Annotated in this window: 16 protein-coding genes; 15 read left to right on the top strand and 1 reads right to left on the bottom strand. The window is 56.5% G+C overall.

The features are described 5' to 3' along the window. A partial coding sequence (locus ACRER8_RS01325; RefSeq protein ID WP_431744565.1) for a DnaA N-terminal domain-containing protein occupies positions 1 to 111 on the bottom strand: 111 nt, incomplete at its 3' end. Between the two features lie 588 nt (positions 112 to 699). On the opposite strand from ACRER8_RS01325, the gene rpmH reads away from it, so the two are divergent. The 15 genes from rpmH to atpA form a co-directional block, all read left to right on the top strand. Next, positions 700 to 834 carry a 50S ribosomal protein L34 gene (gene rpmH / locus ACRER8_RS01320; RefSeq protein ID WP_002551315.1) on the top strand — a complete coding sequence of 45 codons (135 nt, stop codon included), beginning with the start codon at positions 700 to 702 and terminating at the stop codon, positions 832 to 834. A gap of 16 nt (positions 835 to 850) precedes the next feature. Then, the gene (gene rnpA, locus ACRER8_RS01315; protein ID WP_110951692.1) at positions 851 to 1,252 is read left to right on the top strand and encodes a ribonuclease P protein component; all 402 of its coding nucleotides are present in this window, start codon (positions 851 to 853) and stop codon (positions 1,250 to 1,252) included. Then, a complete protein-coding gene (yidD, locus tag ACRER8_RS01310; RefSeq protein ID WP_431744563.1) occupies positions 1,245 to 1,490 on the top strand; it encodes a membrane protein insertion efficiency factor YidD in 246 nt (81 codons plus the stop codon). Before rnpA ends, yidD begins: the two co-directional genes overlap by 8 nt. A 2-nt stretch (positions 1,491 to 1,492) precedes the next feature. Continuing rightward, positions 1,493 to 3,172 (top strand): membrane protein insertase YidC, encoded by a 1,680-nt coding sequence (gene yidC, locus ACRER8_RS01305; RefSeq protein ID WP_431744562.1) that lies wholly within the window; start codon positions 1,493 to 1,495, stop codon positions 3,170 to 3,172. 78 nt (positions 3,173 to 3,250) lie between these two features. Continuing rightward, the gene (gene mnmE, locus ACRER8_RS01300; RefSeq protein WP_431744561.1) at positions 3,251 to 4,621 is read left to right on the top strand and encodes a tRNA uridine-5-carboxymethylaminomethyl(34) synthesis GTPase MnmE; all 1,371 of its coding nucleotides are present in this window, start codon (positions 3,251 to 3,253) and stop codon (positions 4,619 to 4,621) included. A 526-nt stretch (positions 4,622 to 5,147) separates the two neighbouring features. Continuing rightward, on the top strand, positions 5,148 to 7,046 hold the full coding sequence (gene mnmG, locus ACRER8_RS01295) for a tRNA uridine-5-carboxymethylaminomethyl(34) synthesis enzyme MnmG (RefSeq protein ID WP_431744560.1): 1,899 nt from the start codon (positions 5,148 to 5,150) through the stop codon (positions 7,044 to 7,046). Between the two features lie 5 nt (positions 7,047 to 7,051). Next, complete coding sequence (gene rsmG / locus ACRER8_RS01290; RefSeq protein ID WP_431744564.1) at positions 7,052 to 7,687, top strand: 16S rRNA (guanine(527)-N(7))-methyltransferase RsmG; 636 nt, start codon at positions 7,052 to 7,054, stop codon at positions 7,685 to 7,687. A gap of 18 nt (positions 7,688 to 7,705) precedes the next feature. Further along, complete coding sequence (locus tag ACRER8_RS01285; protein ID WP_431744559.1) at positions 7,706 to 8,503, top strand: ParA family protein; 798 nt, start codon at positions 7,706 to 7,708, stop codon at positions 8,501 to 8,503. Between the two features lie 9 nt (positions 8,504 to 8,512). After that, positions 8,513 to 9,385 (top strand): ParB/RepB/Spo0J family partition protein, encoded by an 873-nt coding sequence (locus ACRER8_RS01280; RefSeq protein WP_431744558.1) that lies wholly within the window; start codon positions 8,513 to 8,515, stop codon positions 9,383 to 9,385. A 146-nt stretch (positions 9,386 to 9,531) separates the two neighbouring features. Next, positions 9,532 to 9,939: a F0F1 ATP synthase subunit I gene (locus ACRER8_RS01275; protein ID WP_431744557.1), complete on the top strand. Its 408-nt coding sequence runs from the start codon at positions 9,532 to 9,534 to the stop codon at positions 9,937 to 9,939. Positions 9,940 to 9,955: 16 nt separating this feature from the next. Further along, entirely contained in the window at positions 9,956 to 10,825 is an 870-nt protein-coding gene (gene atpB, locus ACRER8_RS01270; RefSeq protein WP_110951683.1) for a F0F1 ATP synthase subunit A, read from the top strand. Between the two features lie 136 nt (positions 10,826 to 10,961). Then, positions 10,962 to 11,219, top strand: a complete 258-nt coding sequence (gene atpE, locus ACRER8_RS01265; RefSeq protein ID WP_002555987.1) for a F0F1 ATP synthase subunit C — start codon at positions 10,962 to 10,964, stop codon at positions 11,217 to 11,219. A 57-nt stretch (positions 11,220 to 11,276) separates the two neighbouring features. After that, the gene (locus ACRER8_RS01260; protein WP_062386210.1) at positions 11,277 to 11,747 is read left to right on the top strand and encodes a F0F1 ATP synthase subunit B; all 471 of its coding nucleotides are present in this window, start codon (positions 11,277 to 11,279) and stop codon (positions 11,745 to 11,747) included. 12 nt (positions 11,748 to 11,759) lie between these two features. Next, positions 11,760 to 12,296 (top strand): F0F1 ATP synthase subunit delta, encoded by a 537-nt coding sequence (locus ACRER8_RS01255; protein WP_037016920.1) that lies wholly within the window; start codon positions 11,760 to 11,762, stop codon positions 12,294 to 12,296. Between the two features lie 21 nt (positions 12,297 to 12,317). Then, on the top strand, positions 12,318 to 13,804 hold a 1,487-nt coding region (atpA, locus tag ACRER8_RS01250), incomplete at its 3' end, for a F0F1 ATP synthase subunit alpha (RefSeq protein WP_431744556.1).

Raw genomic sequence — 13,804 nt, 5'->3', positions numbered from 1 at the left:
CTCGTCGCCTTCGGCTTCGACCTGTAGCGGACGGATCCAGGTGTTGAATTGCTGGGCAGGCAGCTCATCGCGCAAAAGCTCCACGCACTGCTGCCAAAGTTCCACTGACACGGATATCCCCTAAGTTTCGAAAGCCGGTGAGGCAAAAACAAGCGCCCATTGTAACCAGCCGCAGCAGACTTATCCACACGTGGGATGCCGACAGACAGCTCAAAATCAAGATCTTATCGCGATAAAAGCCGACCGATGGCATGTGCATAAGCTCTGTGGATAACCATGGCTGACCTCATTGCATAACTCGGGCCGGAAATCTGTGGACAATCAGGCTGTGGATAAGATGGACTTCCATGCACAGGTTTTCCTCGCCCGCAGCACAGGAGGAGCACCGCTTTTCGACAGACCTTAAATTCGCTGTACAGCTTACCGTTATTGGGCTGCAGAAGGTTATCCACAGACAGTGACTGGCCTAGCTTTTATAAGCTCTACAGAAAAGCTTTAAATACTTTCCTTCTTTATTTCTATGTCTAAGCTTCGACATCCGGAATCGGGGTAGGGCCGGGAGGGGCATGAAAACCCTATAAGAAGTAAATGCACGAAACGCTGGTTGGAAATTGACCTGCGAGCTTGCTTTCTCTAGAATCCCCGCTCTCTTAAAACGGGGTCATTCCGGCCCGTTGTGGACGAACCAGGTAACACACCATGAAACGTACTTTCCAACCGAGCACCATCAAGCGCGCCCGCACCCACGGTTTCCGTGCTCGTATGGCTACCAAAAACGGCCGTGCGGTTCTGTCGCGTCGTCGCGCCAAAGGCCGTAAGCGTCTGGCAGTTTGATTAATCGGCACAGGTGGTGAGTCAGGACTTCAGTCGGGAAAAGCGTTTGCTGACACCCCGGCATTTCAAGGCAGTCTTTGACTCCCCCGCCGGCAAGGTTCCGGGGAAAAATCTCCTGCTCCTTGTGCGCAACAACGACCTTGATCACGCCCGTTTGGGTTTGGTGATCGGTAAGAAGAGCGTCAAGCTCTCCGTCGAGCGCAATCGCTTGAAACGCCTGATGCGCGAATCGTTTCGTCTTCACCAGGACAACCTGGTTGGATGGGATATCGTGGTCGTCGCGCGAAAAGGCTTGGGTGACATTGAAAACCCCGAATTGATTCAGCATTTCGGCAAGCTCTGGAAACGTCTGGCGCGCAGCCGGCCAACTTCAGAAGTCAAAACCGAAACTGCGGGGGTAGACAGTCCTGATGCGTAAACTGGCGCTCGCTTCGATCCAGTTTTACCGCTACGCCATTAGTCCTCTGATGGCCAGTCACTGTCGTTTCTACCCCAGTTGCTCCTGCTATGCGTACGAAGCCATTGAAAATCATGGCCTGGTACGCGGTGGCTGGCTGACCTTACGCCGCTTAGGTCGCTGTCATCCGTGGAATCCCGGTGGTTTCGACCCGGTTCCACCAGCTCCCACCTCCCGTTCCTCTTCGATGGCCGAGTAATCATGGATATTAAACGCACGATCCTGATCGTCGCCCTGGCAATCGTGACCTATGTCGGTGTCCTGAAATGGAACCAGGACTATGGTCAGGCTGCCCTGCCGACTCAGAATGTTGCCGCCAACACCAATACATCCACTCTCCCTGACACCCCACAAGGGACAACTGCCGCCAACGCAGACGTGCCGAGTGCAACAGGTGAAGTCTCTGCGCCTACCGAAACCCCGGTAGCGGTCAGCAAAGACTTGATTCAGGTGAAAACCGACGTATTGAACCTGGAAATCGACCCGGTAGGTGGTGATGTGGTGCAGCTTCGCTTGCCACTTTATCCACGTCGTCAGGACCATCCCGAGATTCCATTCCAGCTGTTCGACAATGGTGGCGAGCGTACTTTTCTCGCACAAAGCGGTCTGACTGGCGCCAATGGTCCTGATGCACGGGCAACGGGGCGTCCGGTTTACATCTCCGCACAGAAAAGTTATCAACTGGCCGACGGGCAGAACGACCTGGTTGTGGATCTGAAATTCAGCGACGCTGGAGTCAACTACATCAAGCGCTTCACCTTCAAGCGCGGCCTGTATGACCTGACCGTCAGCTATCTGATCGATAACCAGAGCGCTCAGCCGTGGAATGGCAACCTGTTCGCGCAGCTGAAACGCGACGCGAGTGCGGATCCATCGTCGACAACCGCAACCGGCACCGCCACATATCTGGGCGCGGCCATGTGGACACCTTCGGAGCCTTATAAAAAGGTTTCGATGAAGGACATCGACAAAGGCTCGGTCAAAGACACCGTCCAAGGCGGTTGGGTAGCCTGGCTGCAGCACTATTTCGTGACCGCATGGATCCCGAACAAGGCTGACAGCAACACCGTAACCACCCGCAAGGACAGTGCCGGTAACTACATCATCGGTTTCACGGGTCCGGCAGTGACTGTCGCACCGGGTACCAAGGCTGAGACGACCACCACGCTTTATGCCGGTCCGAAAAGCCAGGCCGTGCTGAAAGAGTTGTCCCCAGGTCTCGAACTGACCGTGGACTACGGCATTCTCTGGTTCATTGCCCAGCCGATTTTCTGGCTGCTGCAACATATCCACAGCATTGTGGGTAACTGGGGCTGGTCGATCATCTTCCTGACCATGCTGATCAAGGGGCTTTTCTTTCCTCTGTCGGCCGCCAGCTACAAGTCGATGGCCCGTATGCGTGCCGTTGCCCCACGTCTGGCAGCTCTGAAAGAGCAACATGGCGACGACCGTCAGAAACTTTCGCAGTCGATGATGGAGCTGTACAAGAAAGAGAAGATCAACCCGCTGGGTGGATGCTTGCCGATTCTTGTTCAGATGCCGGTGTTCCTGTCGCTCTATTGGGTACTGCTGGAAAGCGTCGAGATGCGCCAAGCGCCATGGCTATTGTGGATAACCGACCTGTCGATCAAGGATCCGTTCTTCATCCTGCCGATCATCATGGGCGCAACCATGTTCATCCAGCAGCGTCTTAACCCTACACCGCCGGATCCGATGCAAGCTAAGGTCATGAAGTTGATGCCCATCATCTTTACCTTCTTCTTCCTGTGGTTCCCGGCTGGTCTGGTGCTGTACTGGGTAGTGAACAACACCCTGTCCATCACTCAACAGTGGTATATCACTCGCAGCATCGAGGCGAAGGCCAAGAAAGCCGCAGCTTGATCTACCCTGTGAATAAGTAATTCAGAACGCCCCCTCGTGGGGCGTTTTGCTATCCGTCATTTATTCAGGAGCCGGACCATGAACGTCCCTCGTGAAACCATCGCTGCCATCGCCACCGCACAAGGCCGGGGAGGCGTGGGCATTGTGCGTATCTCGGGCCCCTTGGCCGAAGCAGCCGCGCAGGCGATTCTCGGTAAACTTCCACAGCCCCGGCACGCCTACTACGGTCCGTTTCAGGATGAAAACGCGCAAGTCATCGATGAGGGAATTGCTCTGTATTTCCCCGGACCGAATTCTTTCACCGGCGAAGACGTACTGGAACTTCAGGGACACGGCGGCCCGATCGTGCTCGATATGCTGCTTCAGCGCTGTGTACAACTCGGCAGTCGTCTGGCTCGGCCGGGTGAATTCAGCGAGCGCGCTTTCCTCAACGACAAACTGGATCTGGCTCAGGCCGAAGCCATCGCTGACTTGATCGAAGCCAGTTCTGCACAGGCTGCGCGTAACGCATTGCGCTCGCTGCAGGGTGCGTTTTCACAGCGCGTGCACAATCTGACCGAAAAGCTGATCAAGTTGCGGATCTACGTGGAGGCAGCAATCGACTTTCCTGAGGAAGAAATCGACTTTCTTGCCGACGGCCATGTGTTGAGCATGCTCGATAACGTGCGCAAGGAGTTGTCCACAGTCCTACGTGAGGCCAATCAGGGGGCGCTATTGCGCGACGGCATGACGGTGGTAATCGCTGGACGTCCCAACGCTGGCAAGTCGAGTCTGCTCAATGCGCTGGCAGGTCGGGAAGCAGCAATTGTGACGGAAATTGCTGGCACCACCCGCGACGTGCTTCGTGAACATATCCACATCGACGGCATGCCGCTTCACGTTGTGGATACAGCCGGGCTGCGCGATACCGAAGATCAGGTCGAGAGAATAGGGGTCGAGCGCGCACTTAAGGCCATTGGCGAGGCGGATCGAATCCTGCTGGTAGTCGATGCGACAGCTCCGGAAGCAGCAGACCCATTCGCGCTATGGCCTGAATTTCTGAAAGAGCGTCCTGAGCCTGCTCACGTCACGCTGATTCGAAACAAGACTGACATCAGCGGTGATCCGACAGGATTAGAGGTAAGCGCCGATGGCCACGTCACTATCAACCTGAGTGCCAAGGCCGGTGGCGAAGGGCTCGAACTGCTGCGTGAACACCTGAAAGCCTGCATGGGTTATCAACAGACTTCCGAAAGCAGCTTCAGCGCCCGCCGGCGTCACTTGGAAGCGCTGCACAAGGCCAGCGCTTCTCTGGAACATGGTCGCGCGCAGTTGACGCTAGCCGGTGCCGGCGAGCTGCTTGCCGAAGACCTGCGCCTGGCTCAGCAATTTCTCGGTGAAATCACCGGCGCTTTCAGCTCCGACGATTTGCTGGGGCGCATTTTTTCGAGCTTCTGCATCGGTAAATAGCCGTTCTGGTTGCCCACAGACAGGCCATTCTCCCCCGACCTGTCTGTCTCTCCCCTCTTTTTTTGCCCTGTTAGGTCTCGCGAAGTGTCCGACGGCATCTCCGCGCGTGCGGTTTGACCAGTCTCCGGGCGGAAAGCATCACCGTAAGCTCTGTGTATAACCGAAGTTCAGCACAGTTGATAAGTAGGCTTCTCGCCTGAGGATAATCGGCTCTGTGGATAACATTCGATTTAATCCACAGGCTTAAACACGTTATCCAATGGCCTCCTGTGCACCTGACCACAGCCTTTTAAATCCCTATACACCATGTAGATAAAGGGCTGTGTGAATCTGTCCACAGAAAGGTGCTCCTCTAAACATAAACATAAAAACAAAGATTTTATAAATTTCTTTCTTTTTAATTTCTTTAACCGCCACTCATCCACAGTTGGTTAAATTTTGCGCAAAAGGTTCCTTTCAGGGGGGTGAAGTCCCTATACTTGCCGCCAATTTCCTATTCCCCCCATTAACAGGCACGAGGTGCGTGGTGGATTTCCCTTCCCGTTTTGAAGTGATCGTCATCGGCGGCGGTCATGCCGGTACCGAGGCAGCACTGGCGTCTGCACGCATGGGTGCGAAAACCCTGCTGCTCACGCATAACGTGGAAACCCTCGGCCAAATGAGTTGCAACCCTGCAATTGGCGGTATTGGTAAAAGCCATCTGGTCAAAGAGATCGATGCGCTCGGCGGTGCAATGGCCACCGCGACCGACTTGGGCGGGATTCAATTCCGCGTACTGAACAGCCGCAAAGGCCCTGCAGTTCGTGCAACACGCGCCCAGGCGGACCGCATTCTGTATAAGGCAGCCGTCCGGGAAATCATCGAGAACCAGCCGAACCTGTGGATATTTCAGCAATCCTGCGATGACCTGATCGTCGAGCAGGATCAGGTGCGCGGCGTTGTGACTCAGATGGGCTTGCGTTTCATGGCCGATTCGGTGGTGTTGACCACGGGTACCTTCCTCGGTGGACTTATCCACATAGGTTTGCAGAATTATTCCGGCGGTCGTGCAGGTGATCCGCCGTCCATTGCGCTGGCCCGTCGCCTGCGTGAACTGCCTCTGCGTGTCGGTCGCCTGAAAACAGGTACGCCACCGCGTATCGATGGCCGTTCGGTCGATTTTTCGCTGATGACAGAGCAGCCTGGCGACACGCCGATTCCGGTCATGTCGTTCCTGGGTTCGAAAGAACAGCATCCTCGTCAGGTGAGCTGCTGGATCACCCACACCAACGCACGCACACACGAAATCATCGGCGCCAACCTCGACCGGTCGCCGATGTATTCCGCTGCGGGTGAAATTGAAGGGGTCGGTCCACGCTATTGCCCATCGATCGAAGACAAGATTCATCGCTTTGCCGACAAGGAAAGCCATCAGGTCTTCATCGAGCCCGAAGGCCTGACCACCCACGAGTTGTACCCGAACGGTATTTCGACTTCGCTGCCGTTCGATGTGCAGTTGCAGATCGTGCGTTCGATTCGCGGTATGGAAAACGCTCATATCGTGCGTCCCGGATATGCCATCGAATATGACTATTTCGATCCTCGTGACTTGAAATACAGCCTGGAAACCAAGGTCATCGGCGGGCTGTTCTTCGCTGGGCAAATCAATGGCACCACCGGTTACGAAGAAGCCGGCGCCCAAGGTTTGCTCGCCGGTGCAAACGCTGCCCTTCGCGCCCAGGGCAAGGAAAGCTGGTGCCCGCGCCGTGACGAGGCGTACATCGGTGTATTGGTGGATGACCTGATTACGCTCGGTACTCAGGAACCGTATCGGATGTTCACCTCCCGCGCCGAATATCGCTTGATCCTGCGCGAAGACAACGCCGACCTGCGCCTGACCGAAAAAGGCCGCGAACTGGGTCTGGTCGATGACGCGCGCTGGGCCGCTTTCTGTGCCAAGCGTGAAGGCATCGAGCTGGAAGAGCAGCGTCTGAAATCCACCTGGATTCGTCCGGGAACCGAACACGGCGATGCCGTCTCGGCGCATTTCGGCACGCCGCTGACCCATGAATACAATCTGCTCAATTTGCTGAGTCGTCCGGAAGTGGACTACGCAAGTCTTGTTGCGCTGACCGGCAACGGTTCGATTGATCCACAGGTCGCCGAGCAGGTCGAGATCAAAACCAAATACGCGGGCTACATCGACCGTCAGCAAGACGAGATTGCGCGCCTGCGTGCCAGCGAAGATACCAAGTTGCCGCAGGACATCGACTACACCGGCATCTCGGGTCTGTCGAAAGAGATTCAAAGCAAGCTGGGGATAACTCGTCCTGAGACCCTTGGCCAGGCTTCGCGAATTCCAGGCGTTACTCCGGCAGCCATCTCGTTGTTGATGATTCATTTGAAAAAACGCGGCGCGGGCCGTCAGTTGGAGCAAAGCGCTTGAGTTCTATGGTCACCCCGCAGCACGCCGAAGAATTGACCCTGGGCGCTCGGGAACTGGGAGTCGAGCTGACCGAAGCCCAGCACAGCCAGCTATTGGGTTATCTGTCGTTGCTCATCAAGTGGAACAAGGCCTACAACCTGACCGCCGTGCGCGATCCCGACGAGATGGTTTCGCGCCATTTGCTCGACAGTCTGAGCGTGGTGCCCTTCATCGAGGGCGACCGTCAGCTCGACGTGGGCAGCGGGGGCGGGATGCCAGGCATTCCACTGGCGATCCTGTTTCCGGACATGAAAGTTACGGTGCTGGACAGTAACGGCAAAAAAACCCGGTTTCTGACCCAGGTCAAACTCGAGCTCAAGCTCGATAACCTGGAAGTTATCCACAGCCGTGCTGAAGCGTTCCGGCCGCAAGTGCCTTTTACCGGCATCATCTCTCGCGCATTCAGCAGTCTTGAAGACTTCACCCAGTGGACTCGCCACATGGGCGACAGCAAAACGCGCTGGCTGGCGATGAAAGGTCTGCATCCTGCGGACGAACTGGTAGCATTGCCCGCAGATTTTCATCTGGAAAGCGCGCAAGCCTTGGCCGTACCCGGTTGCCAAGGTCAACGGCATCTGCTGATACTGCGCCGCACGGCATGACAGGGAACACACGCAAGAATGGCTAAGGTATTCGCGATAGCGAACCAAAAAGGGGGTGTGGGTAAGACCACCACCTGCATCAACCTCGCAGCGTCGCTGGTCGCAACCAAGCGTCGGGTGCTGTTGATCGACCTCGATCCTCAAGGCAATGCCACCATGGGCAGCGGTGTGGATAAGCACGCGCTGGAGCACTCCGTCTACGATCTGCTTATCGATGAATGCGACCTGAACCAGGCCATGCATTTTTCGGAACACGGCGGCTATCAACTGCTGCCGGCCAACCGCGACCTGACCGCCGCTGAAGTCGTTCTGCTCGAAATGCAAATGAAAGAGTCCCGCCTGCGCACTGCGCTGGCGCCGATTCGCGAAAACTACGATTACATTCTCATCGACTGTCCGCCTTCGCTGTCGATGCTGACGCTCAACGCATTGGTCGCCGCCGATGGCGTGATTATTCCGATGCAGTGCGAGTACTTCGCACTCGAAGGGTTGAGCGACCTTGTGGATAACATCAAGCGCATCGCCGAACTGCTTAATCCACAGCTGAAAATCGAGGGCTTGCTGCGGACCATGTACGACCCGCGCCTGAGCCTGATCAATGACGTATCCGCGCAGCTCAAGGAGCACTTCGGCGATCAGTTGTACGACACCGTGATCCCGCGCAACATCCGTCTCGCCGAGGCACCGAGCTTCGGCATGCCAGCACTCGCGTATGACAAGACTTCTCGCGGTGCCCTGGCTTACCTGGCTCTGGCCGGCGAGATGGTACGTCGTCAACGTCGCGGTAGTTCTCGCGCCGCCGCCCAGCCCACTTAAGGAAATCCCATGGCCGTCAAGAAACGAGGACTCGGACGTGGGCTGGACGCTCTTCTGAGCAGTCCCAACGTCAGTGCGCTGGAAGAACAGGCCGTCAAGGCCGACCAGCGTGAGCTGCAGCACATACCGTTGGACCTGATTCAGCGTGGCAAATACCAGCCGCGCCGGGACATGGACCCCCAGGCACTGGAAGAACTGGCCAACTCGATCAAGGCGCAGGGCGTCATGCAGCCGATCGTGGTGCGTCCGATCGCCGACAACCGTTACGAGATCATTGCCGGCGAGCGTCGCTGGCGCGCCAGTCAGCAAGCCGGCATCGAAACCATCCCGGCGATGGTGCGTGATGTGCCGGACGAGGCGGCCATTGCGATGGCGCTTATCGAGAATATTCAGCGCGAAGACCTCAACCCGATCGAAGAGGCAATCGCGCTGCAGCGTTTGCAGCAGGAATTCCAGCTTACCCAGCAACAGGTTGCGGAGGCTGTGGGTAAATCGCGGGTCAGCGTGGCCAACCTGCTGCGCTTGATCGCGCTGCCTGAAGTGATCAAGACCATGCTGTCGCACGGCGATCTGGAAATGGGTCACGCCCGCGCTTTGCTTGGCCTGCCGGAAGAACAGCAGGTTGAAGGGGCGCGACACGTTGTCGCACGCGGGCTCACCGTGCGCCAGACTGAGGCGCTCGTACGTCAGTGGTTGAGTGGCAAACAGGAGACTATTGCCCCGGCCAAAGCTGACCCGGATATCACCCGTCTCGAACAGCGTCTGGCCGAGCGGCTAGGCTCTGCAGTGCAGATTCGCCATGGTCAGAAGGGAAAAGGCCAGCTGGTCATCCGCTATAACTCACTGGACGAGTTGCAAGGTGTCCTCGCCCACATCCGCTGAAACAAATGATGCGTAGCGCGTAGTCGGAAATCACTACCCGGCAGTTGAATAGGGGCTGAACCGCCCCTATACTCTGCGCGCATTTTGTCGGCACAAATTATGCCAAGTTATTGATTTTGGCGGCTGGCATCCGAGGAGCCCATGTGATGGAGACACGCAAGCCAAACCGCCTGCCATTCCATCGTCTGGCCGTTTTCCCGGTGTTGCTGGCGCAACTGATTGTCCTGCTACTGTCTGCTTTGGCGCTTTGGCAGTGGCATGGAGTCGTAGCTGGATACTCAGGGCTTTGCGGAGGCCTGATAGCTTGGCTGCCCAATTTGTATTTTGCCCATAAGGCGTTCCGGTATTCCGGTGCCAGGGCTGCGCAAGCCATCGTTCGGTCGTTCTATGCCGGCGAGGCGGGCAAACTGATTTTTACGGCAGTGCTGTTTGCACTGACCTTCGCAGGTGTGAAGCCGCTGGCCCCGCTGGCGGTATTCGGCGTGTTCATGCTGACCCAATTGGTCAGCTGGTTCGCACCCCTGCTAATGAGAACAAGACTTTCGAGACCTTAGGGCGTTTGAGGCAACCATGGCAGAGCAAACAGCTTCGGGCTATATCCAGCACCACTTGCAAAACTTGACCTTCGGTCATTTGCCTGACGGCACTTGGGGCTTCGCGCATTCCGCAGCAGAAGCAAAAGAAATGGGCTTTTGGGCTTTCCACCTCGATACTCTCGGCTGGTCGGTAGCGCTGGGTCTGATCTTCGTCCTGATTTTCCGTCTGGCCGCTAAAAAAGCGACCTCCGGTCAGCCAGGTGCACTGCAGAACTTCGTTGAAGTGCTGATCGAGTTCGTCGATGGCAGCGTCAAAGACAGCTTCCATGGTCGCAGCGCGGTCATAGCCCCACTGGCGCTGACCATTTTCGTCTGGGTATTCCTGATGAACGCGGTCGATTTGGTGCCAGTCGACTGGATTCCCCAGCTGGCCGTGATGATCTCTGGCGACCACCACATTCCGTTCCGTGCGGTGTCGACCACCGACCCTAACGCAACGATCGGTATGGCGCTGTCGGTCTTCGCACTGATCATTTTCTACAGCATCAAGGTCAAGGGTATTGGCGGATTCATCGGTGAGCTGACCCTGCATCCGTTCGGTAGCAAGAACGTATTCGTGCAGGCGTTATTGATTCCTGTGAACTTCCTGCTTGAATTCGTGACTCTGATCGCCAAACCGGTTTCTCTGGCTTTGCGTCTGTTCGGCAACATGTATGCGGGCGAACTGGTGTTCATCCTGATCGCCGTCATGTTCGGCAGTGGCCTGCTCTGGCTGAGCGGTCTGGGCGTGGTTCTGCAATGGGCGTGGGCTGTATTCCACATCCTGATCATCACCCTGCAAGCGTTCATCTTCATGATGCTGACCATCGTTTACCTGTCGATGGCTCACGAAGATAACCATTAAGACTCGCCTGGCGTGTCTGATGATCCCCTCACTGCGGTGAGGGGGCGCCCGCGAGGGCTTGATGCAAGAAACGATTTTGTTTTACCGCTTTAATCTAAAAAACCTAACCAATACGACGTAAAAGTCGGGAGGAAAGATGGAAACTGTAGTTGGTCTAACTGCTATCGCTGTTGCACTGCTGATCGGCCTGGGCGCACTGGGTACTGCAATCGGTTTCGGCCTGCTGGGCGGTAAATTCCTGGAAGGCGCTGCGCGTCAACCAGAAATGGTTCCAATGCTGCAAGTTAAAATGTTCATCGTGGCTGGTCTGCTCGACGCCGTAACCATGATCGGTGTTGGTATCGCTCTGTTCTTCACTTTTGCGAACCCCTTCGTTGGTCAACTCGCTGGCTAATCGCTCGAATTTTCGAGTTGATTGGTGTGATGGACAACGAACGAGCGAGGTGTTGGCGTGAACATTAATGCAACCCTGATTGGCCAGTCCGTTGCGTTCTTCATTTTTGTGCTGTTCTGCATGAAGTTCGTGTGGCCTCCGGTCATCGCGGCTTTGCACGAACGTCAGAAGAAGATCGCGGATGGACTGGACGCTGCCACCCGAGCAGCTCGCGACCTGGAACTGGCCCAAGATAAAGCGGGTCAGCAACTGCGCGAAGCAAAGGCTCAGGCAGCTGAAATCATTGAGCAAGCCAAGAAACGCGGTACTCAGATTGTCGACGAAGCCCGTGAACAGGCCCGTGTCGATGCTGACCGCATCAAGGCTCAGGCTCAGGCCGAGATCGAGCAGGAACTGAATGGTGTCAAAGACGCGCTGCGCGCCCAACTGGGTAGCTTGGCGGTCAACGGCGCAGAGAAGATCCTGGGTGCCACAATCGATCAAAACGCGCACGCGGAGCTGGTTAACAAACTGGCTGCAGAAATTTAAGCGAGGGCGATCATGGCAGAACTGACCACGTTGGCCCGACCTTACGCTAAGGCAGCCTTCGAGCATGCCCAGGCCCACCAGCAACTGGCCAATTGGTCAGCCATGCTCGGCCTGGCTGCTGCGGTGTCGCAAGACGACACAATGCAGCGCATGCTCAAGGCCCCGCGACTGACGAGCGCAGACAAGGCCGCCACTTTTATTGAAGTGTGCGGCGACAAGTTCGATGCCAAGGCACAGAATTTCATCCACGTCGTTGCTGAAAACGACCGTCTCCAGCTTCTGCCGGAGATCTCCGAACTGTTCGAGCTATACAAGGCCGAGCAGGAAAAATCGGTAGATGTGGATGTCACCAGTGCTTTCGCATTGAACCAAGAACAGCAAGACAAACTCGCCAAGGTTCTCAGTGCACGGCTCGGCCGGGAAGTGCGCCTGCACGCTGCGGAGGATGCTGCCCTGATAGGTGGTGTCATCATCCGCGCCGGCGACCTGGTTATCGATGGCTCAGTTCGCGGCAAACTCGCGCAACTAGCCGAAGCATTGAAATCTTGAGTTTGAAGGGGCAGCAGAGCAATGCAGCAACTCAATCCTTCCGAAATAAGTGAAATCATCAAGGGCCGCATCGACAAGCTCGATGTAGCCTCCCAAGCCCGCAACGAAGGCACTGTCGTCAGCGTGTCTGACGGTATCGTGCGGATTCACGGTCTGGCCGACGCTATGTACGGCGAAATGATCGAGTTCCCGGGCGGCGTCTACGGTATGGCACTGAACCTGGAGCAAGACTCCGTAGGTGCGGTGGTGCTGGGCGCATACACATCGCTGGCTGAAGGCATGAGTGCCAAGTGCACCGGCCGCATCCTGGAAGTTCCGGTTGGTAAGGAACTGCTGGGTCGCGTTGTCGACGCACTGGGTAACCCTGTCGACGGCAAAGGCCCCCTGAACAACACCGAGACCGATGCGGTCGAGAAAGTTGCTCCGGGCGTTATCTGGCGTAAGTCGGTAGACCAGCCTGTACAGACTGGCTACAAGGCTGTCGATGCCATGATCCCTGTCGGCCGTGGCCAGCGCGAGCTGATCATCGGCGACCGTCAGATCGGTAAAACCGCTCTGGCGATCGACGCGATCATCAACCAGAAAGACAGCGGCATCTTCTGCGTATACGTAGCGGTGGGTCAGAAGCAATCGACCATCGCCAACGTTGTTCGCAAGCTGGAAGAAAACGGCGCTCTGGCCAACACGATCATCGTGGCTGCCAGTGCTTCCGAGTCTCCTGCGCTGCAGTTCCTGGCTCCTTATGCCGGTTGCACCATGGGCGAATACTTCCGCGACCGCGGTGAAGACGCGCTGATCGTTTATGACGATCTGTCCAAGCAGGCTGTGGCTTACCGCCAGATCTCCCTGCTGCTGCGTCGTCCACCAGGACGTGAAGCTTACCCAGGCGACGTGTTCTATCTCCACTCCCGTCTGCTGGAGCGCGCATCCCGCGTTTCGGAAGAGTACGTAGAGAAGTTCACCAATGGCGCAGTGACCGGCAAAACCGGTTCGCTGACCGCATTGCCGATCATCGAAACTCAGGCTGGCGACGTTTCCGCGTTCGTTCCGACCAACGTGATTTCCATCACCGACGGTCAGATCTTCCTGGAATCGGCCATGTTCAACTCCGGTATCCGTCCGGCTGTGAACGCTGGTGTTTCGGTATCCCGTGTGGGTGGTGCCGCTCAGACCAAGATCATCAAGAAGCTGTCTGGTGGGATCCGTACCGCTCTGGCTCAGTACCGTGAACTGGCGGCATTCGCCCAGTTCGCCTCTGACCTGGACGAAGCGACCCGTAAGCAACTTGAACATGGTCAGCGCGTTACCGAGCTGATGAAGCAGAAGCAATATGCGCCAATGTCGATCGCTGACATGTCGCTGTCGCTGTATGCCGCTGAGCGTGGGTTCCTGACCGACGTTGAAATCGCCAAAGTCGGCAGCTTCGAACAAGCGCTGATTGCTTACTTCAACCGCGATCACGCCGATTTGATGGCCAAGATCAACGTGAAGGGTGACTTCAATGACGA

This window comes from Pseudomonas sp. (assembly GCF_050739935.1).
GTDB lineage: Bacteria > Pseudomonadota > Gammaproteobacteria > Pseudomonadales > Pseudomonadaceae > Aquipseudomonas.
This window is presented reverse-complemented; position numbering and strand designations above follow the sequence as displayed.

Coding starts and splice junctions, on each gene's coding strand:
- ACRER8_RS01280 (WP_431744558.1), top strand. CDS start 8,513: ATGGCCGTCAAGAAACGAGGACTCGGACGTGGGCTGGACGCTCTTCTG.
- ACRER8_RS01285 (WP_431744559.1), top strand. CDS start 7,706: ATGGCTAAGGTATTCGCGATAGCGAACCAAAAAGGGGGTGTGGGTAAG.
- mnmE (WP_431744561.1), top strand. CDS start 3,251: ATGAACGTCCCTCGTGAAACCATCGCTGCCATCGCCACCGCACAAGGC.
- rpmH (WP_002551315.1), top strand. CDS start 700: ATGAAACGTACTTTCCAACCGAGCACCATCAAGCGCGCCCGCACCCAC.
- ACRER8_RS01255 (WP_037016920.1), top strand. CDS start 11,760: ATGGCAGAACTGACCACGTTGGCCCGACCTTACGCTAAGGCAGCCTTC.
- yidC (WP_431744562.1), top strand. CDS start 1,493: ATGGATATTAAACGCACGATCCTGATCGTCGCCCTGGCAATCGTGACC.
- atpB (WP_110951683.1), top strand. CDS start 9,956: ATGGCAGAGCAAACAGCTTCGGGCTATATCCAGCACCACTTGCAAAAC.
- ACRER8_RS01275 (WP_431744557.1), top strand. CDS start 9,532: ATGGAGACACGCAAGCCAAACCGCCTGCCATTCCATCGTCTGGCCGTT.
- rsmG (WP_431744564.1), top strand. CDS start 7,052: ATGGTCACCCCGCAGCACGCCGAAGAATTGACCCTGGGCGCTCGGGAA.
- yidD (WP_431744563.1), top strand. CDS start 1,245: ATGCGTAAACTGGCGCTCGCTTCGATCCAGTTTTACCGCTACGCCATT.
- atpE (WP_002555987.1), top strand. CDS start 10,962: ATGGAAACTGTAGTTGGTCTAACTGCTATCGCTGTTGCACTGCTGATC.